The sequence below is a fragment of the Psychrobacter sp. 72-O-c genome, from assembly GCF_904846605.1.
GTDB lineage: Bacteria > Pseudomonadota > Gammaproteobacteria > Pseudomonadales > Moraxellaceae > Psychrobacter.
The window spans coordinates 55,857-80,000 of the sequence record NZ_CAJHBI010000004.1; the positions used below are offsets into that span (position 1 = coordinate 55,857).

A 24,144-nucleotide genomic window follows, 5' to 3' on the forward strand; every position below is an offset into this window, starting at 1 on the left:
ACATTACCATGCAATGCTCCTCGCTTGTATTGACGTTTTACTGATCGTTGTATGGCTTACTTATTATTTTAGCTTACACAGTTATACCAGTGATGACTGCAAACAGCTGCAATTGCTAAGCGCTGATTTGCTATAATAGGCAGCCTATAAAGCTACTACCTCAAATGACCAAACACTAAAATCTCAGAATCAAAAGTTAAAGGTTTTTTTATGTCCGCTGATTGTCGCTCATCCAATACCCTACGTGCTCCTTATCGAGTTTGTTTGGCGCAGACATTATCTGAACCTGAGCAACAGACTAGCGCTTCTTTACTAGGCTTACTACCAGCAGCTTGTGTCGCTAATGTTCAGCTAAACGATGAGGTGTTAGAAACATCTTTTATTCATATCAAAGGCATAGTGGACGGTCGCGGTCTTGCTTGCCCTATGCCATTATTAAAAACCAAAGTGGCTCTACGCAATGTGGCCATCGGTGACTCTTTGTATGTGGTCGCGACCGATCCTAACTCTCAAGCTGATATTACTGCTTTTTGTCGCCAAGCTCAGCAAGCGGGTGCCGATAACGGGCTGTTATTAGTGGTGAATCAAGCGACTCATAAGGACACTTATAAAAACCCTGACCAAGCGTTTGCTGATACAGCACCAGCAATGCCGTTCGATACAATATATCACTTCATCATTACCAAAACCGATAGCAACTAAGCGGCGCTATCCTTTACAATTAGGGTAATAAGATTTTCTATCTTTAACTTTGCTTACTTATACTATTTTAATCAAGGTCAAGAATATGGCTACTGACTCGACGATAACAACGCAAAATAATGACAGTCAAGATAAGGACTTGCAAAATGACAAGGTTCTTGCTGACAGCAGTCCTGTTACTGAAGCGACAGTTCCTGAAGTAAATCCAGCCCGTGAAGCAGCGCTGAAGGCAGCAGCACAGCGTCCGCCTTATGATGCCAGTGCGCTCGAAGATACCAGCACGCGTGATTTAGTACCTGCCATGCCCACGCATTTGTCTGCGCCTGGGGTAAATGTAGGCGCTTATATCAACACCGTCCATCAAATCCCAATTTTGACCCCAACCCAAGAGCAAGAGCTGGCCCATCGTTATTATGACGAAGGCGACGTTGAGGCCGCGCGTCTGCTAGTCATGTCGCATTTGCGTTTTGTAATCCATATTGCTCGCAGCTATTCAGGCTATGGTTTACCGCAAGCCGATTTGATTCAAGAAGGTAATTTGGGCTTAATGAAAGCGGTCAAACGCTTCGATCCCAATAAGGGCGTACGCTTGGTATCCTTTGCAGTGCATTGGATTAAGGCTGAAATTCATGAGTTTGTGATTCGTAACTGGCGTATTGTCAAAGTTGCGACCACTAAAGCCCATCGTAAACTATTCTTTAATCTACGCAGTTTAAAAAAGACCAACAATCAGCTGACTTTAGAAGAAGCAGATGCCATTGCTCAAGATCTTAACGTTACTCGTAAGCAAGTCCTAGAGATGGAATCACGTCTGACCTCTTATGACGCCTCATTTGAGACCCAATCTAGTGATGATGACGATGGGCGTTATGCACCGCAGTTGTTTTTAGAAGACGGTATTGACCCTGCTGAGATGGTTGAAGACTCTGATTGGGAGGAGAATAATTCTTCAGCCCTGATTGCCGCTATGGATACTTTAGATGATCGCTCACGCGATATCGTCGAGCAGCGCTGGCTTACTGAGCAAAAATCCACCTTGCACGAGTTGGCAGCTGTCTATTCGATATCCGCAGAACGGGTACGTCAGATCGAGAAAAACGCTATGGATAAAATCCGCGATGCTATGACAATTGAGAGTGTGATTTTGCCGGACGACATTCAGTAGGCAGTATATAATCAATAAATATTAAGAGTTTTACAATGGTAAATTGGATAGCTGTTGCAGCGATTAATCTCGCTATTGCCGTCGCTCTAGGAGCATTCGGCGCGCATGGTCTCAAAAGTATGGTCAGCACTCAGCAGCTCGAATGGTGGCATACTGCAACGCTATATCTATTCGTTCACGCACTCGGGTTATTGATGGTTGGAATACTGATTCGTCTGAACTACGCCACCCAGACCACTGCATGGATGCTACAGATTGGCGTTATTATCTTCGCCGGTAGCCTATACGCGATGACGCTCGGAGCGCCACGTTGGTTTGGAGCGATTACGCCCATTGGCGGGGTTATAATGATTGCAGGTTGGCTATGGCTAGCGGTTACCTCGTTCCGACTGGGCAACGCCACGATCTAAATATCAGTTTTTGCTGAATACAGATGTTTCTAAATTGAAATATTTTTAACTACCAACATATTTTAAATAAAAATAATAGGCTCGAAGCTATTAGTATAGTAAAGGATATTTTAAATAATTAGGGAGCAAGCATTATGAGCACCGTCAGGGTTAATGGCAGAATATTACAGACTACTCACCAAACCGTTCAGCTACTGGTCAATGAGCTCAGTCTCAGTAAAGGTCGCTATGCAGTTGAAGTTGATGGTGAGCTTGTTCCTAAGAGCGAGCTTATTCAGCTAAGAATCGTTGAAGGCATGACCATCGAAGTGGTGCAAGCAGTAGGTGGCGGCTGATGTTCAGCTTTAGGTGTAGGGTTAGCTGGCTTTGATTTTATTACTGAAGAATATGACCATAAAAAAAGACCTCAAACGTGCTGTACGTTTGAGGTCTTTTTATGGTTTATTAATTTACTATAGAGTAGTAAGAGGATGATTGATGTTAGATACGGAAAATATCGTATATCTAAAATCACATGCTAATAGTCAGTACAACAAATATCAGCCAGCAGATTAAAATCAATAAACCAAACCGAAATGATTGATCTGAGAGGACAATAATTGCATTTTATTATTATAATTATCATTAATTATTATCGCTATCAGACCAATCAAGGGGTCCAACTCTTTAGTTCTTAGCTGCGCACTGCTTTGTTTCTATTACTACTTAGCTTCAATCATGACGCTAGATGATTGGAGCAGCATCAGCGACCATAGTTTCTTCATAGCGGCCATCACGTCCAGGCCGGCGAACTTTTTTGCGCTCTTGACGAGTTTTATATTTGCGCACTTGTCTATCAAGTTTGTCCGCCATCTCATTAATGGCTTTATACATATCATCATCAAAAGCTTGAACAAACATTTCTTGACCTGAGACTCGCAAAATTGCTTCGGCTTTATGGCTCTTTTTACCGCCGTCGCTTGCGCCGCTATTGTCTAGCGATAGTATAACTTGAATACTCTGTATCTGATCGAAGTGACGCTCTACTTTGGTAAGTTTTTCATGTACCGCGGTATTCATGGCATCGGTAATGCTGATATGGTGACCACTGATAGAAACGTTCATATTATTGTCCTTGTGTTTATAACTTATGACCAACAGGTGTATCGGCAACCCTGCCTCTATCACCTTGCCTTATCAATAACGGTGGGGCTTATCAAGCATTGTTAGCATATCCTTTGAACTTATTGCTGCTACTTACTAACATAAATAAGCCACTTGGTTTTGTTATTGATATGCTTCTAATTTGTCATGAAAGTTAAATAGTAGCAAGATGGTATATTGTAATTAAATGTAATAAAAACTGATGTTTCTTTCTGCTTTCTATATAATCAGAAATTTTTATTTTTTAACTTATTTTATCCATATAGAGTGCTTAAGATACCTATGCGATGCTAAAAATATTAGTGTCATTCTTAATTGCGGTTTTTAAGTGTTAATATTTTTGTTTGCGCTGGGTGGATGAGCCAATATTCATGGCTTCACGGTATTTGGCAATGGTGCGCCTTGCGATATCGATACCATCTACCAGCAGCTTCGATTGGATACGACTATCAGACAGTGGTTTTTTAGGATCTTCATTGGTTATGAGTTGTTTAATCATGGCGCTGATAGCCGTTGAGGAGACGTCGCCGTCACTACTACTAACGTGTGAGGAAAAGAAATATTTTAGCGAAAACAGGCCTTGCGGAGTTAAAATAGCTTTGCTAGTGGTCAAACGTGAGACCGTAGACTCGTGCAAATCAACTTCTTCTGCGACGTCCTTTAAAATGAGTGGTTGCATGGCAGTGGCACCGTGTAGCAAAAATTCCTGCTGACGCCGTACAATACTACTGGCAACTTTTAGTAAGTTTTGATTACGCTCTTCAATACTGCGAATGAATAGTCGCGCATCAGTAAGGTTTTCGCGCAGATATTGGTTGTCCGGACTGTCATCACCACGCTTGACTAAGCTAGCGTACTCCTGATTGACGCGCAATTTCGGTAGGGTTTCGGGATTAAGCCGAACGTGCCAGCCTTCCTCTTGTGCCATATTATCCACAGCATTGTTGTCAACGGCGTTTTTATCCATAGCTTTTTTAGTGCCATGATTGCGACGTATTGGCGTGACTAGCACATCAGGGATATCGTAGCTGGCAGGCGGTTGGGTATAGTCAGGCTGACTGCTTTGAAACAATAACCCTGGTGCAGGGTTCAAAGTGCGCAATAAACTGAGCGCTGGTGTGATGTGCTCAGGAGCTAGTCCGGTCAGCTCAGTTAAGGCTTTAATATTGTTACTCACCAGATGCTCGCTTGCGGATAATAGCGCTTGAGCATGTGCTAAATAATCGGTATCAGGGTCAAGCTTGGATAATTGAATGGCAAGGCACTCGCTAAGATTACGCGCACCAACACCGAGAGGATCACAAGATTGAATGACTCGCAGTACTACCGCTATCTCATCATATTCAACCGGCGCTTCCCACTGATAAAAACTTGCCATGGTATCCAAGCTTTGTAACAACTCATCAATATCAAGCCGAACAAATCCCATGTCATCCATAGAATCCATTAAATATCCTGCTATCAAGGTATCCGTCTCTGAGAGCCGTTTGAAATTAAGCTGCCAGCGCACATGATCTTGAATAGTGGCACAGGTAGCGCCCTGATAACTATCAAGTTCATCATAATCTGTGCGTGCAGGTGCTGTGGATGCGCTGCCCGTACTAAAATTACTAGTATCGAAGCTGTTATGGTCGTTCATGCTTTGATAGTCATTGTCGCTAGCATAATCATCAATAGAATTGCTGTCCGTGGCGCTACCATCAATACCTGCTTGCTGTAATTTATCCAAGCTATCGCTAAAAGTCTCGTCAGCATTGGTACGATCAGCAGCAGCAGATGAGTCCGTTGTCGTATTGTTATTCCACATCTCCAGCGTTAACGATTCGCTTAGCGCGTCTTCTGACCCATCATTGCTGTTCTCATGCGCGTGCTCCTCCTCCTCCTCGACTCGTTCGAGCAGCGGATTACTATCCAGCTTGGCCTGAACCTCTTGCGCGAGCTCAAGACTAGAGAGCTGCAATAACTTGATAGCTTGCTGCATTTGCGGGGTAAGCTTTTGCGAGTTGCTTAGCGTGGTCGCCAATCCGAACGACATACTCATGGGTAGTTTATTACACTCCGGTATTATTTTTATTTTCGCAAGGGGTCTGCTGACGATTTTGGTTAAGAGCTTTGGTCAAGAAAGACCCTGTTGACGTCGTTGTCGTCATCAGTTTAGTCCACCTAAATTGCGGGCTTGGATATATTAGGTCATGACGATAGCATTTTTTACAGCATTTTTGCTATGATAATTTATATCTTGCGCGACGCAATATCTTTGTTAAGTTTTAATTTAATGGTTCAGATCTGACCAAACACTCAATAAAACTCGTCAAGAATAGGCAAAACGTTTATCAAAATTTCTGTATAAGTATCATAATAAATAACGTCAATCCCTAACTAAACTGAGAATAACATTATGGCTAACAACACTAGTGACAATCAACTGACCGTAGCTGCCGTACAGCTCAATAGCCAGCAAGATATTGAGGCTAACCTTGCTGACATCAAAGCCGCCATTAGCGACGCCTATGCGCAAGGAGCACAGCTTGTCGTGTTACCTGAGAACTGCTGTAGTATGGGCCAGCAGTTTGCAACAGCAGAGCGCTTTGAGGCGTTATCTGCCATATTAGCTGATTATGCCAGCACATATGGTGTTTACGTTCTTGTCGGCTCGCTGCCCTGCCCGTATCGTCTTGATGGTCTCATGGTGCCTGATGGACGCTTACGCCAAGTCAGTCAGCTGTTTGCCCCTGACGGCAAACGAGTAGCACGCTATGACAAAATCCATCTATTTACTGCCACGGTCGCTGATAAACAAGGCAGCTACAATGAAGCGGCAACCTTTGAGCCCGGCACGCAAACTGTGGTGACCCCAATCGAAGCGAACAATACAGTGTATCAATTGGGTATGATGGTCTGCTTTGATTTACGTTTTCCGGCGCTTGCCCAACGTTTGCGCCAAGCTGGTGCAGATATCCTCAGCGCCCCATCTGCTTTTACTTATCTAACGGGTCAGGCGCATTGGTCGCTATTATTACAGGCGCGTGCTTTAGACAGTCAATGTATGGTGATTGGGGCAGCTCAAGGCGGCGATCATAATTATAAAGATGGCAATGTTCGCCAGACATGGGGGCATTCGGCGATTACGGCTTATGATGGCAGAATTATTGAAAGTTATGATGATAGTGAGCTCAAAGGTCAAAAGTCGGAGGGAAATTACGCGATAGTAATGGCAACCTTAGATAAACCAGCACAAGAGCAAGGGCGGCAAAAACTGCCTATTTTCCAATGTCACCGTTTGGCTTAGGATCGAATTTAAAATAAGATATATTTGAGTTTAGACTCAATGAATTTTGCGATTAATCTTTGTCGTTCTGAGCATGCGTGGCCCGCGGATGCGCGCGGTCATAAACTTGGGTTAACTTAGCAAAATCGACATGGGTATAAATTTGCGTGGTACTGATATCACTATGACCAAGCATTTCTTGCACCGCACGCAAATCACCGCTGCCAGACAACATGTGCGAAGCAAAACAGTGGCGTAATAAATGCGGATACATGTTCTGAGCAATACCGGCGCGAGTCGCGGCGACTTTTAAGCGTTGCTGAACCGCACGCGCTGATAGCCGTGTGCCCAGTTTTTCGCTGATAAATAATGCGTTATCCTGCTGCTCTACCCACAGATTGCGATGTGGCAAATAGCGGGTGATAGCCGCAGCAGCCTTAGCGCCTAGCGGTACTAATCGCGTCTTATTGCCTTTACCGGTAACGCGTACCCGTAAGTCAGATAGATCGACATCTACCATATCCAGCGCTACCAGCTCGCCGACACGCAGACCACTGCTATAAAGCAGCTCAAACATTGCTTTATCCCGTAACCACAACCGTGCTTGTTCCGGTGTATCAGGGATAGCCTGATCAAGCAGCTGAGTGAGTAAATCAATATCAGCAATCGAGGGCAACGGTCTGGGACTGCGTTTGAGCTGATAACCGGTGGTTGGATTGATACGCGCCAGCTGCTCTTCAATCAGCCAACCATAAAAATGGCGGATAGCTGACAATTCTTGCTGTACGCTAGAAAGAGCAAGCTTATCCTCATCAAGACGCTGACTAATATGCTGCGCTAATTGACGTTTATCACAGCGTGTCCAAGTCAACCGCTTACCGCGTAAAAATAGCGCCAGCTGATTAACCCCAGCAAAATAAGCTGTTAGAGTATGCGCCGAATGGTTGCGTACTGCCAAAATATGAAGCCAGCGATATACGGGTGACAACAGTTCTCTCAGTGTTTCATCCGACTCTACTGCCAACGCTGATTCTACTGATATCCATGACTCCTGAGGCTTAGTTCGTGGCTTAGATTTAGGCGTTGATTGAGACATTGATTCAGCCTCTTTATTGGGAGCAAACATAAGAGCTACCTAGCAGTAAATACTCGCCACTTATTATAGTGAATAAAATAGATGCAACGGCTAAACTCGCAAGGCTGGCAAAATTTTTTCGCTTGCTGTGCGGCTTTGCCACTCCAGAGGCTTCGAAAATTTCCCACAGCCATGCTCGCTGTACCTCTCTTATAGTAGACCAACTATATCAAATCAGTATCAAATCATTAGCTATCTGGACTGGGCTTGATGCCCGCTTGCGCCATCAGACCATCCGGACTAAATACGCCTTCATAGACAAAGGCGGTCGGGCCGGTCATCGTTACCGAGTAACCGGGCTGCCAACGAATAACCATACTGCCGCCATACAGCTGCGCGCGCACATCTTCTCCTTCATCGAGCCAGCCTTCGCGTATGCCTACTGCTACTGCTGCACACGCGCCAGTACCACAAGCTTGGGTCTCGCCAACACCGCGCTCATAGACTCGCAGACGGATATGACGCTGGTTCATCACTTGCATAAAACCAACGTTTACCTTATTAGGAAATGCCGGATGAGATTCGATAGCTTTGCCCAGTTTCTCGACATTAGCATCAAGGACATCATCAACTTTAATCACGGCGTGTGGGTTGCCCATATTGGCCACATATAACTGTACTGGCGTGCCGGCAACGTCGAGATGATAGGCATTTTGAATTTTGGTAGTCGCTCTGGGGGTAAATGGAATCTCATTGGGCTCAAACTTAGGTTTGCCCATATCGACCTCAACCCAACCGTAGCGATCGGTGGTCAAGGAAATAATGCCGCTCGCGGTCTCAACTCGTAGCCGCTGCTTAAATGACAGCTTACGCGCTTGCACAAAACGCGCAAAACAACGCGCACCATTACCGCACTGTTCAACCTCTGTACCATCCGTATTAAAAATGCGATAACTAAAGTCTACATCCGGGCGCATTGGAGGTTCAACCACCAGCAATTGATCAAAACCAATCCCCAAATGACGATCGCCTAATAATTGCACCAAATCCTTGGTCAAATCTAAGCGCTGAGTCACCAAATCGATGACCATAAAATCATTGCCCAGACCATGCATTTTAGTAAATTCTATTAGCATATCCTTGTGTCCTATCCTATTTTTATGTATACGTTATAGTAGCACGCTGTATGGGACATTGATATTTATCAGCGTGCCCAAATCTCAACTTAACTTTGATAAAAGTCGGCCATAAAAAACCCATTGTCATGATAACAATGGGTCATGTCTAAACTGTTAAAATCAGCGATTATACGAGTTTTTTATTCTACTTTTAGCTCTGCCATAAGGTTTCATCCGCATATAGCGCTTCAACGGTTTCACGTTTACGAATCAGCTGGTGACGATTATCAGCAACCATCACCTCGCTGGCACGTGGACGCGAATTATAGTTGCTACTCATAGTAAAGCCGTAAGCTCCAGCACCCGTTATCGCTAAGATATCGCCTGTCGCTAAGGACAATAAACGATCTTTTGCCAAAAAGTCACCGGTCTCACAGACCGCGCCAACAATATCCCAAGGCTGCATACCATCAGTCTCAATACCACTACTAGGCAATACATTAGGAATCACTGCCATTTCAGCTTGATAAAGGGCTGGACGAATCAAATCATTCATTGCCGCATCGACAATAGCAAAATTCTTATGCTCAGTAGGTTTTAGTACATCAACGCGAGTCAGGAGCACGCCAGCATTGGCAACGATACTGCGACCTGGCTCAAAGAATACGGTCAAGCCCAGCTCACTAAGTTTCGGTAATAGTGCAGCGGCAAACTCATCGATAGAAACTGGAGTCTCATCAATATAACGCACACCCAAACCGCCACCCAAATCAACATGTTGTAGAGTAATGCCTTTATCGCGTAATTTATGAATCAGTTCAACTATCTTATCTAAAGCCGCAATAAATGGTTCGACCTCCGTTAACTGCGAGCCAATATGACAATCAATACCAACAATATTAATATGTGATAAATCTGCTGCCTGCTCATAGACAGCTACCGCATCTTCGTGTGCGATACCGAACTTATTGTCTTTCAGTCCTGTTGAAATATAAGGATGGGTATTGGCATCGACATCTGGATTGACCCGTAGTGATATGGGTGCGAGCTTATCCAACTGCACTGCCACCTCATGAATCAGTGTCAGCTCACTGATCGACTCAACATTGAAGCAACCTATACCTTGAGTTAGCGCATAATCGATATCGTCACGGGTTTTGCCTACGCCTGAAAATACCACGCGCGAGACATCGCCACCAGCCGCCAGTACCCGCATCAGCTCACCGCGAGAAACAATATCAAACCCCGCTCCCGCTTGCGCAAGCACACCCAATACCGCAAGGTTAGAGTTTGCCTTAACCGCATAACAAACCTGATGATCAACAGCGGCAAAGCTATCACTGTAAGCTTGATAAACATCCAATATCGCTTGTTTTGAATAGACGTAACATGGCGTATCGTAGCACTTCACCAACTCTGTGATGCTAACCTGCTCCATACATAACGCATCGTCGCTATAATGCAGCGCTGATAGGTGGGCAGTTAAGGCTTCAGGATCGATATACAATCCTTGCTCAGTTTGGGTAGTTACGCGTTGGCCGGTTGCAGAATCACTCATAGTTATATCTCTAATTTAAACAGGTTATCAAGGTTAAAAATCAAATTTTATGGCAAATATCGTAGCTCATTTAAAGCGGATTCTTTAAATGAAATCAAGATTAATAAAAATTAATAATCATTAGGATCCGCATTAACGTCTGCTAGCACTTGATCAAGATAGCGGGTTTTTTCATAGTCGTCATCATCAATACCAGCAAAGGCCGCATCTTGCGGATGGCTGGTGCTGTCAAGCACATCTGAGCCATTCGTGATGGTCTGACTGCTAGTATCTGCCAGATATAGCGCGCCTTTTTGCCCACAGCCAGTTATCCCTAGCATAACAGCGCCACCAACAATCAGTGCGTAAAAAGCTTGGCGACTGGTTTTAGCAGATAAGTTATTCTTACCCATAATATTTGCAGCGCAGTGTATAGTAAACATAGGGCAGATGACCTTACAACGATGTGAAAATGACAAAAGAATTGTTAACAACAACAAAAATTATGACCAAAATATTGAGAGCATTACAATTTATTTAATCATAGCATTATTCAGTAAAGCTGTGCGCGCCTTGAGTTTGTTTGATCGATAATTTTGCGCAAATTGCATGTCATAATTATTGTTTGAAGATAAGAAGATAGCTACGGTAGCTAATGTCACTCTTTATATTGATTGTCAGTCAATTGATGCGGTTTGGTGATGGTTTCACTGTACAAAGAATGCTTCAAAAGCAGTTTGACAAACTTTCTTACAATTCTTATTGCTGATAATCTTGCCTTTATAATGCCTGATAACCAGTAGCCATCTTCGGTGAACAGTTGTAGTAACCACTCAATGCGGGCTAATTTTAAACCTTATAGTTATTGTGGTATAGATTGGTAAATATGTTACATTATACTTAGAACTTATCGTTTTGATAGAGTGCTAAAACTAACATCCTTAAAGCGATGAATAATCTTCAATCAGTAGGCTTTTAGGCTTGGTATCGCTTGGGCCATTTTGATAGCAGCTCTGCTGGTTTTCGTTTGTTCAGCGGGTATTAATCCGCTATGATTCACCACTTATTAAACACAATCTAATGACACATTACCTAATAACGCACAATCTAATTACCCATAATCTAAGGATAGAGCATGAGCGACAGCGTAACCAACCCCTCTTTTAGTGACCAAAATAGTGACCAAAATACTGATAAATCAAAACTGACCAATCCTGCTTTGGTACTTAATTGCGGTTCTTCTTCGATTAAGTACGCACTGATCAGCGACGATGAATCCACACGTATTACTGGTCTTGCTGAAAACTTAGGCCTCGACACCGCTCGTATTAAACACACTACCTTAGATGGCGAAAAGCTTGAAATCTCTATCCCAGGTGGTCGTCATGAATTGGCGCTACAAAAAATTCTTGAGCTACTTGAACAGTATCACTTCGTTGCTGTTGGTCACCGCGTGGTTCATGGTGGCCGTGAATACTCAGAAGCCGTGCTTGTCGACGATCATGTGCTAGCAGAAGTTAAACGCTTGAAAGTGTTAGCGCCGTTACACAATCCTGCCAACGCTTTGGGTATTGAAGCGGTGCAAGCGATCTATCCTGATATTCCACAGGTGGTGGTTTTTGATACTGCCTTTCACCAAACCATGCCGCCAGTAGCCTACCGTTATGCTATTCCAAAAGTTCTATATGAAGAAGAAAAAATCCGCCGTTACGGCTTTCACGGTACCTCACATGCCTATGTTTCAGAGCGTGCTAGTCTGATCACAGAAGCTAAAGGACCACATGGTTGGCTAACCGCTCATTTAGGTAATGGTTGTTCAGCAGCTGCCGTTTATGACGGCAAAAGTTTAGATACTAGCATGGGTCTCACGCCACTTGAAGGCTTAATGATGGGTACACGTAGTGGTGATGTCGATCCTAGCTTACACATCCACCTAAAGCGTCAACTTGGTATGAGTCTAGAAGAGATTGACAAGATGCTTAATAGCGAAAGTGGCCTGCTCGGTATTTCAGGCTTATCAAATGACTTACGTACGGTTGAGCAAGCGGCGAATGAAGGGCATAAAGATGCGCTACTTGCCATTGAGATGTTCTCTTACCGTGTTGGTAAGTATCTGGCTAGCTTGAGCTGTGCGTTACCTGAATTTACCGGTATTGTCTTCACTGGCGGTATTGGTGAAAACTCAGCGACCACCCGCGTCCGTATCTTAAACGTCATGCGCCACTTCGGTATTACGTTTGATAAAGATAAGAATGCATCCCTTGTCGGTGGTAGCGAGGGCAGCTTCCAAAATCAAGACAGTAGCGTTGAGCTATGGGTTATTCCAACGGATGAAGAGTGCCGAATTGCTCAAGAAACACGTCAAGCATTGGGCCTGTCATAAACAGCACTTTATAAAAACAGTCGTCCCTTAAGGATATAATAAAAGACCTTTAAAAATATAATAAATTATAGGATACGCTATGCAAACCATTTTACTTGTTCCTATCAGTCGCGGTATCGGTGTGACCTCAGCGGCGCTCGGTCTGATTCGGGCGTTCGATTATAACGGTATTAAAGCTGGCTTTATGAAGCCATTTTTGCAAGATGATACGCTCGACAAACAGAACAGCTTAGACAGCTCAAGCGCACTGATCATGCAAGCCTTTGGCCTCACCCCGCCTAAATCTATCAACCGTCAGCGCGTCGAGCGTATGATTGGTGATGGCAATCTTGATGACTTGATGGAAGAAGTGGTCGTCAACTACCATACTATCGGTGACGACCACGATATCGTCATCTGTGAGGGCTTAGTGCCTACCACAGAAGCGTCTTATGCCTCACAAGTTAACCGCGCCATTGCCCATGCTTTAGATGCCAAAATCATCTTTGTTAGCACCGTTGATACCAAAAATCCGGCGCACTTAGCGGATAAGCTCGATGTGCACGCTCGTGAATTTGGTGGCATGGCCAGTGATCGCACCTTAGGGTGCATCTTAATGCGTGTACACGATGTGCCGAATACTTTTGAGACTCAGCCGGTTGCTCCAGGTGAAGCGGTGATTAGCTTAGACCCAGGCTTTATGCAAGAGGTTCAACGTCTGTCGCCGTATTTTAATACAGAACAGTTCTGCTTGATTGGCGTAGTGCCTTTTAGCGAGTCGCTATCCGTACCGCGTACTTGGGATATTGCCGCTGAGCTTGATGCTACATGGCTGAACGTTGGGGAAGCAAAATCGCGCCGTATCAATCATATCAGCCTAACCGCTCGTTCGGTAGCACGCGTGGACGAAGTGTTCAAGCGTGGTACTCTCATAGTAGTACCCGGTGACCGAGATGATTTATTATTAGCCGCAGCGCTGGCTTGTATTAACGGTATTCCACTCGCTGGTCTGGTATTAACCGGCGGCGTGTCCCCTAATGCCACTGTGGCAGAATTGTGGCAAACGGCGCTCAAAACAGGCATTCCAGTAATGAGCGTTGAGACGGATAGCTTTGAAACTGTTCAAAGCCTGATGCATATGAGTGCTGAAATTCCAAGCGACGATATTGAGCGGGCGCAAGAAGTCACCCGTTATGTGGCAGCGCATTTAAACTTAAGCTGGATCAAAGACTACTTCAGCGCTGATCATACACCGCGCTTATCGCCAGCGGCATTCCGTCATCAAGTCGTCAAAAGAGCTCAAAATGCCAATAAACGCATCGTCTTACCAGAAGGTTCTGAGCCCCGTACGGTAGAAGCTGCCTGTATTTGCCAAAGCCGTGGTATCGCCGATTGTGTGCTGCTCGCTAAGCGTGCTGACGTCGAACAAGTCGCTAAAAATCGCGATTTAACCTTACCCGAAGGTCTTGAGATTCTTGATCCTGATACCCTCGATATGAATAAATACATTGCTGCTGTAGTTGAGCGCCGTAAAGGTAAAACGACCGAAGTAGTAGCCGCTGAACAGCTCAAAGATACCGTCTTCTTGGGCACTATCATGCTACAGATAGGCGAAGTGGATGGACTGGTCTCAGGTGCGATACATACCACAGCAAACACCGTCCGCCCAGCATTTCAGTTGATTAAAACCGCACCGCAATACTCCTTGGTGTCTTCTGTCTTCTTTATGCTGCTACCAGAGCAAGTGGTGGTCTATGGGGATTGCGCTATTAATCCTGACCCGACCGCTGAAGAATTGGCTGAGATTGCCATTCAGTCCGCTCAGTCTGCCGCCGCCTTTGGGATTGATCCAAAAGTTGCTATGATTAGCTATTCAACTGGCTCCTCAGGTACGGGCGCTGATGTCGAAAAAGTTACTCGTGCCACCGAAATCGTTCGTGAACGCGCCCCGGAATTGGCAGTTGATGGTCCATTGCAATATGACGCCGCCTCAGTGATGAGCGTCGGCAAACAAAAAGCGCCAGACTCGCCAGTTGCCGGTCAAGCCAATGTCTTCATCTTCCCTGACCTCAACACTGGTAACACCACTTATAAAGCGGTCCAACGTAGCGCCAACGTGATTAGCGTCGGCCCTATGCTACAAGGCTTGAATAAACCAGTGAACGATTTATCACGTGGCGCTCTGGTCGATGATATTATCTATACCATCGCGCTGACCGCTATCCAAGCGCATAGCGATGAGATTTAGGGCCTTATTTACTAAGTTATTTATTAAGTTGGTTACTAAGCGTTAAGCGTATTTATTATCAAATGCTTAACTTGAACCCTTATCTTATAGCTGGCCGGCCCTCATATAATTATGAGGGCCGGATTTTTAATGGGTGTTTGCTTAATAAACCGCCATCAGTTGATGACAAGCACATGCCTGCCCTCTACAATGGTTGTCTAAAACCGTTGCTCAACAATTTTATCCTCTGACTCATTTAGCTCACCTACCTATGCCAGACACTGATTCTAATAAACAAAGCGCCTCCAAAACAGCACCGGCTATCCGTGCTTATTTGGGTGGTTCATTTGATCCGGTCCATAATGGTCATATTCAGATGGCGATGTACGTCTATCATAGTCTGCTCCCTATTGCTGAGCAGCAACAACGCCTGCTTCATGTTTCCTTGTTACCCAATGCATGCTCGCCGTTTAAAACGCAAAGTACAGATCCTGCACATCGCCTTGCTATGCTGACACTTGCGATTCAAAACACACCGCTACAAGTCAGTGAGCTTGAACTATGGCAAACGCCACCTGTCTATAGTATCGATAGCGTCCGTACGCTACGCCAACGCTATCCGAATGACAGTCTGATATTTATTATGGGAATGGACAGCGCGCGTGGTTTGGAGAAATGGAAGGACGGCTTACAGCTGACTGATTATGTGCATTTATGGGTATTTGACCGTAGCAGTAACCTTGCTAGCAACTTTGCTACTAACCTTATTAATAGCTCTGATGTCTCACAAAAAATGGCGTCAACTGATAAAGACAAAAACCAACAACATCTCTCTGCCCAACATCTCAATACTTTATCCGCTGAGCTGCCTATTCAACTACGAGCACAAATCACCCGAACACAGCTAGATTTAATGCAGCCATTAAATAGCTCGTCCAAAAACATTACTCACCAAGGCAATAAACCCTTGAAAAGCAATGCTCAAGGACGCATTTATATAGACTCGCGCTCCGTACTCGCCATATCGAGTACCGACACACGCAAACAGCTTCGTCAACAACGACACAAGCAACTCCCAACAGATGACCTCACTGTTAGTAATAAGCCCAATAATCTCACTCATTTACTAAATCCTGCGGTTTATCAATATATTATCGCCCATCAGCTATATTCTGCTGCCCAATTCCGTTAAAATTGCCTTATTGCTGTCGTTTTTCATTTAGCGTGTTAAATGACCATTTATCATTTTATTATTAATTACGATTCAAGAGACCTATATTTATGATTACTACTATGACTGACGAACGCTTAGAAGAATGCTTAGCCGTTGTCAAAACTGCCCTAGAAGATATGAAAGCTAAGAACATCACCGTTCTTAATGTAGAAGACCTAACTGACGTAATGGAGCGTATCGTTATTGCTGACGGTACTTCTAAACGCCACGTCCGTGCAATGGCTGATAGTGTTGGCGCTGAAGCCAAAGAAGCTGAATTTATGCCACTTGGCCGCGAAGGCGGGGTTGATTCCGACTGGACTTTGATTGATTTGGGCGCAGTCGTTGTCCATATGATGACCCCACAAGCGCGCGAATTCTATGACTTAGAAGGCCTATGGTCATCACCTGAACAGCTTGCTGAGCTGGTTGCGGTACCCCGTGAAAAGAAAACTGCCGGTCGCCGTAATAAAAACAAATAAGACTGTTTATTAAAACAGCTTATTAAGACAGTAGTGTAAAATCAAAAAGACCAGATTAATATTCTGGTCTTTTTTTATACCTGCATTTTGTGATATTAAATAGTAGCGTGCTAGCGTTTTGATAAACAGGTTGGGTAATTTATATGGAGCAAATAAGCTGAAAAATGCCAATGTTTGCGCTAAGATAACGTCATTAATTAAATAACTTTTTTATCAAAGCTATTCTTCAAGGCTATTTTTTAGAGCCTCTCTTAAAGGCTACCCTCTACAGGACACCCCATGAGCGCAGAAACGATAAAACCACCCACCCAACAGGTTATAGCTGAGTTCAATCAAGCCCTGCCCCTTCACATCGCTACCTTAATCGACGTCCGTGCAGGTAAGGCGATGCCGTTTACTCGGGAGCAAATGAGCGCCATTGATAAAGCACCTATTAAGGCACCGGTAGCTGTTAATTTTATGGGCTTAAGCACCGATGAGCAAGCCGATCGTAAACATCATGGCGGCCCATTAAAAGCAGTACATCAAATGCCTACGTCTACTTATGGACTCATTAACGCAGAGTTCGACCTTAATGTCCGTATCGGTACGTTGGGAGAAAACCTCACCACCGAAGCCGTTAATGGTCTACCTGATATGGACGAGACCACGGTTTGTATTGGAGACGTTTTTCAATATGGTGGGCAGTATGGTGATGAACGGGTGAATAATAGTGATAACGTTCAGCTACGTATCGTTCAACCGCGTCGACCGTGCTACAAAATCAATGACCAAATCGGACAGTTTACTAAAGTGCCTAACATAGCTTCGTGGATTACTAAGCAAGGTATCGCTGGCTGGTATTTTGAAGTTGTTCGTGATGGAGTGATTGCTGCTGATTTACCCGTATATTTGATCGAGCGTCCCTATCCGTTCGCCACTCTTGAGCGACTGTGGCAGCTGTCTAATTCAAAAGAGAAATTTAATTCTGAATTTATTGAGCCTTGGCTGGCGATCGAGTGTTTGGAGGACAGCTGGAAGACCGTGCTCAAGAAAAAGATTAGGAAGGATTGATTAGGAAACCATAGCTTTTATATTATCTCTTTATACCAATTCTTCCATACAGAGCATTTCATGACAAAAAATCTTCCTCAATTGTATTAATATCAACTCTGACAAGCTTTATCTAATTTTTAGAACACAGCCAATTTTGCTATAAAAGGTTTTTTTATGTACATAACTGATTTCATAGTGAGTGTTTTTTCGCACTGGACAGCTGGCTTTAGAAGAGGATTGTATGAGCGACAATACTGAGAGTATCAGTTATCTGCAAGCGATAGCGATTAGCGTAGGGGCGATTATAGGATGGGGTGCTTATGTGATGCCAGGCGATTTATTTTTGCCACAGTCGCAACTCTTAGGCTCTTCTGTAGCTATCATAATTGGCACATTAGCCATCTATATGGTAGCTCGCTCGTATATTAATTTGCTCACTCAAACGCCAGAACATGAGTCAGGTGGTATCTATTGGATTGAGAAATACATCAATAGAAAACACGCCTATATTTATGGTTGGGGCGTAGCGATAGGCTATATCTCTATTGTCGCTCTAAATATATCAGCCGTAGCGCTACTATTAAGATATCTGGTACCTAGTAGCTTACAACTGGGTTATCTGTACACTATTGCAGGTTGGGAGGTCTATGCCAGCGAAGTAGTGCTATGTAGTGCCGCTATCATTTTGTTTAGCTATATCAATTTGAAAGGAATGAGAGTCGGAGCCAAAATCCAATTATATATCGCGCTCCTCATGATTCTTTCTGTAACGGCACTTTTCTTCGCCTCTCTTTGGGCCGTTCCGACTTCACAAACATTTTTGCCAACTGATATGAAAACAAGTTCCATCACCAACTTTGCCTGGCTGCCTATTCTTGCGGTGATGCCTTGGGCGTATGTTGGATTTGAGACCACGCCGCAGATATCTAAATCTATCAGCGACTCGAAAACTAAAACAAAGAGCATCATATTGATTTCATTGGTAGCTGGTGTTTTATTCTATTTTTTAATTAATTACTTTACCGCGTTAAACATGAATTTTGATTACCAGAGTATCAAAAATAGTAATTGGGCTACTGGTGAAGGCATAGATAACCGAGTTGGTAGCCTAGGAATTTGGCTGCTGTCCATTGCTATGATTGGCTCAATACTTAGCGGTATCAATGGATTTATATTGTCTTCAGTCAAGTTATTAGAATCTATGGCACAGTCCTCTTTACTCCCTACTATCTTTACGGATAATAATCAGCAGTTTAGTAAGAAAAAAACCGTACTACTAATATGTTTGGTTTGTCTGCTCTCGCCTTGGCTGGGCCGGAACTACTTACTCGATATTGTTACTATGGCCTCCTTAGGTATTACTGTCGGATTCGCCTATGTAACGACAGCGGACTTAATCAATGAGAGAAAAAAGCAGCAAGCTGGCCTGTTAAATTATTTGTCAGTCTTTATCAGCGTAATCTTTATATCCCTGCTGTTGCTGCCTTTCTCACCGGCTGCTTTGTCATTAAATGCTTATATATTGTTAGCCTTCTTCATAATTTTAGGGGCGATAGGTTATAAAAAAATACCTTCAGTTGGTAGTGGCCGTATCACCTAAGAAACAGCTATTTAATATAAGAAATAATATAGCCAATTCAATTTAACAACGATACAGTGCTACTGGTATGAATTTTTTGCAGGCTCGAAGCACGCTTGCGAACAGCACGCCAGAAAAATTTTTGCCAGTGGCACGTTGCTATTGACGACTTGTTTTATTCTGACTTGACTATAGCTACCTTTATGTCATTTTTTTATAGCATTCCCTTTCATACAGAGCACTTCATGGCAAAAAATATCACTCCAATTGCATCAAAATTAACACTGACATCATTACTAACATTGTTCTTAACAATGCCCCTAATTGGCTGCGTTTCAACCACACAGCCGCGTTACATTATCGATAGTGAAACTTATCAAGCGACTGGTAAAAGTGAACGGATCAAAACCATCATCTTGCACTATACGGTCGGAGATAATACTAGGTCACTAAAGCAATTAACCACCGGTAATGTGAGTGCTCACTATCTTATTCTAAATAATGACGATGATAAAATTTATAACTTAGTGCCGGAAAGTGAACGCGCTTGGCATGCCGGTGATGGCGGGTTTGCGGGCAGAACCATTCTAAATGATACCTCTATTGGCATAGAAATTGTCAATGATGGAATTAAACCAGAGTATAGAAAGGCACTTAAAGTAGGTATCCAAGATTACCATCCTTACGAGCACTACGTAGAGTTTGACGAGTTACAGATTAAAAAAGTCGCCCAACTGGTACAAGATTTGGCATTGAGATATGACATCTCACCAAAGAATATTATTGGTCATTCCGATATGGCGCCCTCGCGCAAAATCGACCCGGGTGCTAAATTTCCTTGGCAACGACTATATGAGCAATATGGGATTGGCGCTTGGTATGATGAGCAAGATAAACAGCTTTTTATGAATCAGGATAAATTTGAAGCGGCAACGATTCCCGAGATAAAGCAAGCATTTAGAGACTACGGTTATCAAATCAATGATAGCGATGAGTGGGATAAAGCCAGTCACGATGTTATTTATGCGTTTCAACTGCATTTCAGTCCGCAGCATTTAACCGCGACCATGGACTTAGAAACCTATGCTATTTTAAAGGCGTTGAATAAGAAGTATGCTGGTACCAATGATTTTTATTGAGTGGCGTAAGGTTTGTTAGTTTTAACAAATTCTAGTAGAGAAGGCAGACAAGACGTAAACTTCCCTACGCTATTAATAAGCGGTTTTTAATCATAAGCGGTTTCTAAGTATAAGTAGTTTCTAATTAAAGGTACCCCATGACTCTACGCATCCACGCCCTATTCCATACGGATTATGAAGACCTCAGTTTCATCAAACAATGGGCAAATAACCATAATCATATGATCAGTTATACTCGATCTTATAATAATGATTTATTGCCAGAGCACGACAGTTTTGACTGGCTAATAGTGATGGGTGGGCCAATGAGTGTTCATGATGATGAAAAATATCCTTGGTTAGTAGATGAAAAATGCTTGGTTAAACAAAGTATTGATAATGGAAAAACGGTTATCGGAGTTTGTTTGGGCGCTCAACTTATCGCACATTGTTTGGGTGCTACCGTCCAGCCATCTAGTGTAAAAGAGATCGGTTGGCTGCCCGTTCGCTTGACGGAAGAAGGTCAGTCACATCCTTTATTACAAGATTTGCCAAAGCAAGATTTTACCGTATTTCATTGGCACGGTGATGGTTTTGACTGTCCACAAGGCGCAACCGCTATTGCGACTTCGGAAGCATGGGTCAATCAAGGATTCATTTATCAAACACCGCTACATAAAGAGCTTGGAACTTGGATTATGTGCTGGCAATGTCACTTTGAAGTGACCAAAGAAAGTATCGTCAAGATGGTAGCGAATGGACATAATGCCATACAAAGTGGACTTATCAACTATCCCAAAACCGTACAATCAGCTGATGAGATAATAGAGGGTGGTAATAAGTATATTAAAGACAATAACGCAAGGTTAGCAGCCATGCTAAATCGTATAGCTAAAAATTGAATAGTAAGAGGAGTCAACTATGAGTAACTCGCAACAAGACGACCTTGAGAAGTATTTAGAAGAAAAAGCCAAACAAGAGCAGGAAGAACAGGAATCTCAACCTCTCTCAGCGTATGATACTTGTGTGCTAAAAGAAAGTGCGAAGATACATGAGCTGATAGCTGAGGCTCGGAGGGAGGCGAAAGAGCATTCGTTAGAAGATGAGTAGTTTAATGATGCTATCAAAAAAAAATTATTTATCCAAGGTGTCTCCGAAAGACAAAAATAAAATAAGGAACTCTTTTAATTGCGAAAAACAATAAATTATTTCATGTGGGGATATCAAAATCATTTCAGATTTTCTTTAAAGTATAATACTGAAAAGGTTTTAGAAAAAATAGGCTTATATGATGTTGATTTTGAGGTGCTTCTTGTTGGGGTGCTTGCATCAGATTTTGAAAATAATTATCCAATCTGCATAGAGCCAGAAGATGGAAAATGGGACTTAAAAATTTTTGGTAGCTTAATAGAAGATGTTAAAAAAGAAATAGAAAACCATCCATTAAAAAATATGTTTTATTCTAACGATGAACTGGCAATGAGGGAGAAACCAGAAAACATAAGACGAGATTCTATTTCAAGAGCTGTAAGAAAATCCTTATTACTGTACGATAATGATAATGATATAGAATCATTCGTTGGATTTAGTACTTTGGTTGAAGGGTATTATGTTGTCCCAGTAATACAAGTTCCCAAAGAAATTTTTCAAAAGCACCCTTCATTAGATAAGAAGAATTTTCAAAATAAGAATTTATCTCAAGGCTATTCAAGTTTTATTGAAGCAGTTTTGAAAACATTGTTAGAGGATGCCAGTAAATTATTACAGACGGAAAATCCAGGGCGAGGACGCAGTAGTATCGAAGTTAGAGAAGTAGTACGAAGTGCTGCCGATAGCTTTCTGTATACACCATCAATAGCTATTTATGAAAAATACGCTTTTACCAATCTTTTTGAAACACTTAATTTAATTTCTTCATTATTTTATGAGGGAGTGCATAGTTTGGGTAAGATGATCATCAGTGACCCTAAACATGCATCAATAATATTTTCTCTAGAGTTTCAAGACCCGGTACCTATCAACAACATACGTTGGGTTCGAAAAGTCTTAGAGATGTCATCCAATACTTTCTCTTTAATAGCCGATAATGAGTATATTTATGGATTAGGTAGTTTAGTAAAGGATTACGATTTTTTTGATCAAAAGATTTTTATTGTTGAATTTCTAGATCACTATTACTGGCAGATTTCTTGTGGTGATATTATTTTACTACAAAGTCAATACAACGAGCCTCGCCTTTATTCTAGTACTGGTCAAGAGGAATTGCTTCTTGATAATCTGAATAGATTATATCCCTATACAACTCACACTGAAAAACAGAATATTTTAAATTTGGTACTTACACTCACTAATTTAAATCGTGGCAGTATGCTAGTAATTGCTGATGATGCTGAAACTGAAGTAAAAAGATTAGCTAGGCTCGGAACGCCTATTAAACCTGTATTGTTAACTCCTGACCTTTTAGAGCAAGTGAGTGGAATAGATGGCACGGTTATAATCAACCCTAAAGGGGTTTGTTTCGGTATTGGAATAATTCTAGACGGAGATGCAATGTCAGAGTGTACACCGTCAAGAGGATCAAGGTATAACTCTGGCGTACGTTATGTCTATCCAACTAAAAATAAAAAGCGCTTAGCAGTTATTGTGTCTGATGATAAAACGGTAGATATTGTTCCAAGGCTTAGACCAATGATAAGCCTCAGTGAAATTGAGCATAATATTAGTCTCTTAGAACATGCTACCTTAGAAGATTTGAATCAGCCTAGAAATTGGATTGATGACAACCGATTTTATTTCAATGAAGAACAATGTGTTAGGGTGAATAAGGCCTTAGACAGAATAGAAAGTTTGACATCTGAAGTCGGACAAATACGTTTCATAACTCAAAGATTGAGTCCAAATAAGGATATGGATAGTAGTTACTTGACAGAATAGCTTATTCCTTGTTCCAAGTAATTTTTCCAGATGTCTTCCGACCACTAACATTGTAGTAATGACCAGTGGCTACATTGTTTTCATTACCTATGTTTAAATCAACGAAGCCTATATGTGTTCTTAGGTTTGTATCATCTAGACTGTTTGGTCTATTTTCATAATTATAAACTAGTTTGTAACCGCGGATATCGTCATAAGTGATTGCCGCTGAAATGCTTTCTGAACTAGACTGTTCTGTAGTTAAAACTATTCTTATTTTATCCCAGCTTTGAGTAATTTGAACTTTTCCATACCAATTAAAGTTCTCATGATCACTTTTACCATTACATGACCAATTGCCTGATATATCTGGAAGCTTCAATAATTTTGAGATAGGCTTTAGTTTCCAAAGCCAGTTATTAAAGGAATTATAAACGATATAGAACGATATTATAGTTAGTAGAACTGTGGAAATTAACGTTGGAACACTCTCAAACCATGTTAGGTATCTAATAAGTTGCGAAACAATAAGAGCTGTCAAAATAGTAGATAAAGAATATAAAGTCTTGCCAACTTTGGATCTATTCATTCCATTTTGAACTGTATATTCGTGACCTTTAATAGACATTTATACTCCAATTTTATTACTCTAAATTTTTAAGCATAACTACAGTGCATTTTATTATTTCTTATCTTCAAAGCCATTTCTTTGATGACTCATAGGAATAGTCCGTAGGGTGCGCCCAGCGCACCGATAAGACTAACTTTAAGGTTCAGACTAATTTATCACAAAATGG

The 24,144-nt window shown here is 42.5% G+C and carries 22 protein-coding genes; 15 read left to right on the forward strand and 7 right to left on the reverse strand.

Annotation, left to right across the window (positions count from 1 at the left end):
• Positions 1–210: 210 nt before the first annotated feature.
• The 4 genes from JMX97_RS02065 to thiS all read left to right on the forward strand — a co-directional run bounded on the left by JMX97_RS02065 (position 211) and on the right by thiS (position 2,612).
• Positions 211–702: a sulfurtransferase TusA family protein gene (locus tag JMX97_RS02065; RefSeq protein WP_201554710.1), complete on the forward strand. Its 492-nt coding sequence runs from the start codon at positions 211–213 to the stop codon at positions 700–702.
• Between the two features lie 301 nt (positions 703–1,003).
• Positions 1,004–1,867, forward strand: a complete 864-nt coding sequence (gene rpoH / locus JMX97_RS02070; RefSeq protein ID WP_201554935.1) for an RNA polymerase sigma factor RpoH — start codon at positions 1,004–1,006, stop codon at positions 1,865–1,867.
• 35 nt (positions 1,868–1,902) lie between these two features.
• On the forward strand, positions 1,903–2,277 hold the full coding sequence (locus JMX97_RS02075; RefSeq protein WP_201554712.1) for a DUF423 domain-containing protein: 375 nt from the start codon (positions 1,903–1,905) through the stop codon (positions 2,275–2,277).
• Positions 2,278–2,411: 134 nt separating this feature from the next.
• A complete protein-coding gene (gene thiS, locus JMX97_RS02080) occupies positions 2,412–2,612 on the forward strand; it encodes a sulfur carrier protein ThiS (protein WP_201554715.1) in 201 nt (66 codons plus the stop codon).
• Between the two features lie 388 nt (positions 2,613–3,000).
• Here the strand turns inward: thiS and hpf are convergent, their stop codons facing one another.
• Together hpf and JMX97_RS02090 are read right to left on the reverse strand one after the other, a co-directional pair.
• Positions 3,001–3,381: a ribosome hibernation-promoting factor, HPF/YfiA family gene (gene hpf, locus JMX97_RS02085; protein ID WP_201554724.1), complete on the reverse strand. Its 381-nt coding sequence runs from the start codon at positions 3,379–3,381 to the stop codon at positions 3,001–3,003.
• Positions 3,382–3,751: 370 nt separating this feature from the next.
• Complete coding sequence (locus JMX97_RS02090; protein ID WP_201554726.1) at positions 3,752–5,461, reverse strand: RNA polymerase sigma-54 factor; 1,710 nt, start codon at positions 5,459–5,461, stop codon at positions 3,752–3,754.
• Between the two features lie 357 nt (positions 5,462–5,818).
• On the opposite strand from JMX97_RS02090, the gene JMX97_RS02095 reads away from it, so the two are divergent.
• Complete coding sequence (locus JMX97_RS02095) at positions 5,819–6,709, forward strand: carbon-nitrogen hydrolase family protein (protein ID WP_201554728.1); 891 nt, start codon at positions 5,819–5,821, stop codon at positions 6,707–6,709.
• Positions 6,710–6,761: 52 nt separating this feature from the next.
• Here JMX97_RS02095 and JMX97_RS02100 read toward each other — a convergent pair whose 3' ends face one another.
• The 4 genes from JMX97_RS02100 to lptM form a co-directional block, all read right to left on the reverse strand.
• Positions 6,762–7,784, reverse strand: coding sequence for a tyrosine recombinase XerC (locus JMX97_RS02100; RefSeq protein WP_201554937.1), 1,023 nt, complete (start codon positions 7,782–7,784; stop codon positions 6,762–6,764).
• A gap of 227 nt (positions 7,785–8,011) precedes the next feature.
• Positions 8,012–8,899, reverse strand: a complete 888-nt coding sequence (gene dapF / locus JMX97_RS02105) for a diaminopimelate epimerase (protein WP_201554730.1) — start codon at positions 8,897–8,899, stop codon at positions 8,012–8,014.
• 193 nt (positions 8,900–9,092) lie between these two features.
• The gene (lysA, locus tag JMX97_RS02110; RefSeq protein WP_201554732.1) at positions 9,093–10,439 is read right to left on the reverse strand and encodes a diaminopimelate decarboxylase; all 1,347 of its coding nucleotides are present in this window, start codon (positions 10,437–10,439) and stop codon (positions 9,093–9,095) included.
• A 110-nt stretch (positions 10,440–10,549) separates the two neighbouring features.
• Positions 10,550–10,861 (reverse strand): LPS translocon maturation chaperone LptM, encoded by a 312-nt coding sequence (gene lptM, locus JMX97_RS02115; protein WP_201554734.1) that lies wholly within the window; start codon positions 10,859–10,861, stop codon positions 10,550–10,552.
• A 761-nt stretch (positions 10,862–11,622) separates the two neighbouring features.
• Between lptM and JMX97_RS02120 the strand changes: the two genes are divergently transcribed.
• The 10 genes from JMX97_RS02120 (at position 11,623) to JMX97_RS02165 (ending at position 23,368) form a co-directional block, all read left to right on the forward strand.
• Entirely contained in the window at positions 11,623–12,801 is a 1,179-nt protein-coding gene (locus JMX97_RS02120; RefSeq protein ID WP_227671412.1) for an acetate kinase, read from the forward strand.
• 79 nt (positions 12,802–12,880) lie between these two features.
• Positions 12,881–15,028, forward strand: coding sequence for a phosphate acetyltransferase (pta, locus tag JMX97_RS02125; protein WP_201554738.1), 2,148 nt, complete (start codon positions 12,881–12,883; stop codon positions 15,026–15,028).
• A gap of 250 nt (positions 15,029–15,278) precedes the next feature.
• Positions 15,279–16,199, forward strand: coding sequence for a nicotinate-nicotinamide nucleotide adenylyltransferase (locus tag JMX97_RS02130; protein ID WP_201554740.1), 921 nt, complete (start codon positions 15,279–15,281; stop codon positions 16,197–16,199).
• Positions 16,200–16,288: 89 nt separating this feature from the next.
• The gene (rsfS, locus tag JMX97_RS02135) at positions 16,289–16,702 is read left to right on the forward strand and encodes a ribosome silencing factor (protein ID WP_201554749.1); all 414 of its coding nucleotides are present in this window, start codon (positions 16,289–16,291) and stop codon (positions 16,700–16,702) included.
• Between the two features lie 279 nt (positions 16,703–16,981).
• The gene (locus JMX97_RS02140) at positions 16,982–17,755 is read left to right on the forward strand and encodes an MOSC domain-containing protein (RefSeq protein WP_201554751.1); all 774 of its coding nucleotides are present in this window, start codon (positions 16,982–16,984) and stop codon (positions 17,753–17,755) included.
• Between the two features lie 223 nt (positions 17,756–17,978).
• Positions 17,979–19,337, forward strand: coding sequence for an APC family permease (locus JMX97_RS02145; RefSeq protein WP_201554753.1), 1,359 nt, complete (start codon positions 17,979–17,981; stop codon positions 19,335–19,337).
• A gap of 224 nt (positions 19,338–19,561) precedes the next feature.
• On the forward strand, positions 19,562–20,455 hold the full coding sequence (locus JMX97_RS02150) for an N-acetylmuramoyl-L-alanine amidase (RefSeq protein WP_201554755.1): 894 nt from the start codon (positions 19,562–19,564) through the stop codon (positions 20,453–20,455).
• A gap of 137 nt (positions 20,456–20,592) precedes the next feature.
• Positions 20,593–21,336 (forward strand): type 1 glutamine amidotransferase, encoded by a 744-nt coding sequence (locus tag JMX97_RS02155; protein ID WP_201554757.1) that lies wholly within the window; start codon positions 20,593–20,595, stop codon positions 21,334–21,336.
• Positions 21,337–21,355: 19 nt separating this feature from the next.
• Positions 21,356–21,544 (forward strand): hypothetical protein, encoded by a 189-nt coding sequence (locus JMX97_RS02160; RefSeq protein WP_201554759.1) that lies wholly within the window; start codon positions 21,356–21,358, stop codon positions 21,542–21,544.
• Between the two features lie 78 nt (positions 21,545–21,622).
• On the forward strand, positions 21,623–23,368 hold the full coding sequence (locus JMX97_RS02165) for a hypothetical protein (RefSeq protein WP_201554761.1): 1,746 nt from the start codon (positions 21,623–21,625) through the stop codon (positions 23,366–23,368).
• Between the two features lies 1 nt (position 23,369).
• Here the strand turns inward: JMX97_RS02165 and JMX97_RS02170 are convergent, their stop codons facing one another.
• A complete protein-coding gene (locus tag JMX97_RS02170) occupies positions 23,370–23,975 on the reverse strand; it encodes a hypothetical protein (RefSeq protein ID WP_201554763.1) in 606 nt (201 codons plus the stop codon).
• Positions 23,976–24,144 lie beyond the last annotated feature (169 nt).

What these genes read in the sequence shown, in the direction of transcription:
- JMX97_RS02065 (WP_201554710.1), top strand. Translation starts at nt 211, where the DNA reads ATGTCCGCTGATTGTCGCTCATCCAATACCCTACGTGCTCCTTATCGA.
- rpoH (WP_201554935.1), top strand. Translation starts at nt 1,004, where the DNA reads ATGCCCACGCATTTGTCTGCGCCTGGGGTAAATGTAGGCGCTTATATC.
- JMX97_RS02075 (WP_201554712.1), top strand. Translation starts at nt 1,903, where the DNA reads ATGGTAAATTGGATAGCTGTTGCAGCGATTAATCTCGCTATTGCCGTC.
- thiS (WP_201554715.1), top strand. Translation starts at nt 2,412, where the DNA reads ATGAGCACCGTCAGGGTTAATGGCAGAATATTACAGACTACTCACCAA.
- hpf (WP_201554724.1), bottom strand. Translation starts at nt 3,381, where the DNA reads ATGAACGTTTCTATCAGTGGTCACCATATCAGCATTACCGATGCCATG.
- JMX97_RS02090 (WP_201554726.1), bottom strand. Translation starts at nt 5,461, where the DNA reads ATGAGTATGTCGTTCGGATTGGCGACCACGCTAAGCAACTCGCAAAAG.
- JMX97_RS02095 (WP_201554728.1), top strand. Translation starts at nt 5,819, where the DNA reads ATGGCTAACAACACTAGTGACAATCAACTGACCGTAGCTGCCGTACAG.
- JMX97_RS02100 (WP_201554937.1), bottom strand. Translation starts at nt 7,784, where the DNA reads ATGTCTCAATCAACGCCTAAATCTAAGCCACGAACTAAGCCTCAGGAG.
- dapF (WP_201554730.1), bottom strand. Translation starts at nt 8,899, where the DNA reads ATGCTAATAGAATTTACTAAAATGCATGGTCTGGGCAATGATTTTATG.
- lysA (WP_201554732.1), bottom strand. Translation starts at nt 10,439, where the DNA reads ATGAGTGATTCTGCAACCGGCCAACGCGTAACTACCCAAACTGAGCAA.
- lptM (WP_201554734.1), bottom strand. Translation starts at nt 10,861, where the DNA reads ATGTTTACTATACACTGCGCTGCAAATATTATGGGTAAGAATAACTTA.
- pta (WP_201554738.1), top strand. Translation starts at nt 12,881, where the DNA reads ATGCAAACCATTTTACTTGTTCCTATCAGTCGCGGTATCGGTGTGACC.
- JMX97_RS02130 (WP_201554740.1), top strand. Translation starts at nt 15,279, where the DNA reads ATGCCAGACACTGATTCTAATAAACAAAGCGCCTCCAAAACAGCACCG.
- rsfS (WP_201554749.1), top strand. Translation starts at nt 16,289, where the DNA reads ATGATTACTACTATGACTGACGAACGCTTAGAAGAATGCTTAGCCGTT.
- JMX97_RS02140 (WP_201554751.1), top strand. Translation starts at nt 16,982, where the DNA reads ATGAGCGCAGAAACGATAAAACCACCCACCCAACAGGTTATAGCTGAG.
- JMX97_RS02145 (WP_201554753.1), top strand. Translation starts at nt 17,979, where the DNA reads ATGAGCGACAATACTGAGAGTATCAGTTATCTGCAAGCGATAGCGATT.
- JMX97_RS02150 (WP_201554755.1), top strand. Translation starts at nt 19,562, where the DNA reads ATGGCAAAAAATATCACTCCAATTGCATCAAAATTAACACTGACATCA.
- JMX97_RS02155 (WP_201554757.1), top strand. Translation starts at nt 20,593, where the DNA reads ATGACTCTACGCATCCACGCCCTATTCCATACGGATTATGAAGACCTC.
- JMX97_RS02160 (WP_201554759.1), top strand. Translation starts at nt 21,356, where the DNA reads ATGAGTAACTCGCAACAAGACGACCTTGAGAAGTATTTAGAAGAAAAA.
- JMX97_RS02170 (WP_201554763.1), bottom strand. Translation starts at nt 23,975, where the DNA reads ATGTCTATTAAAGGTCACGAATATACAGTTCAAAATGGAATGAATAGA.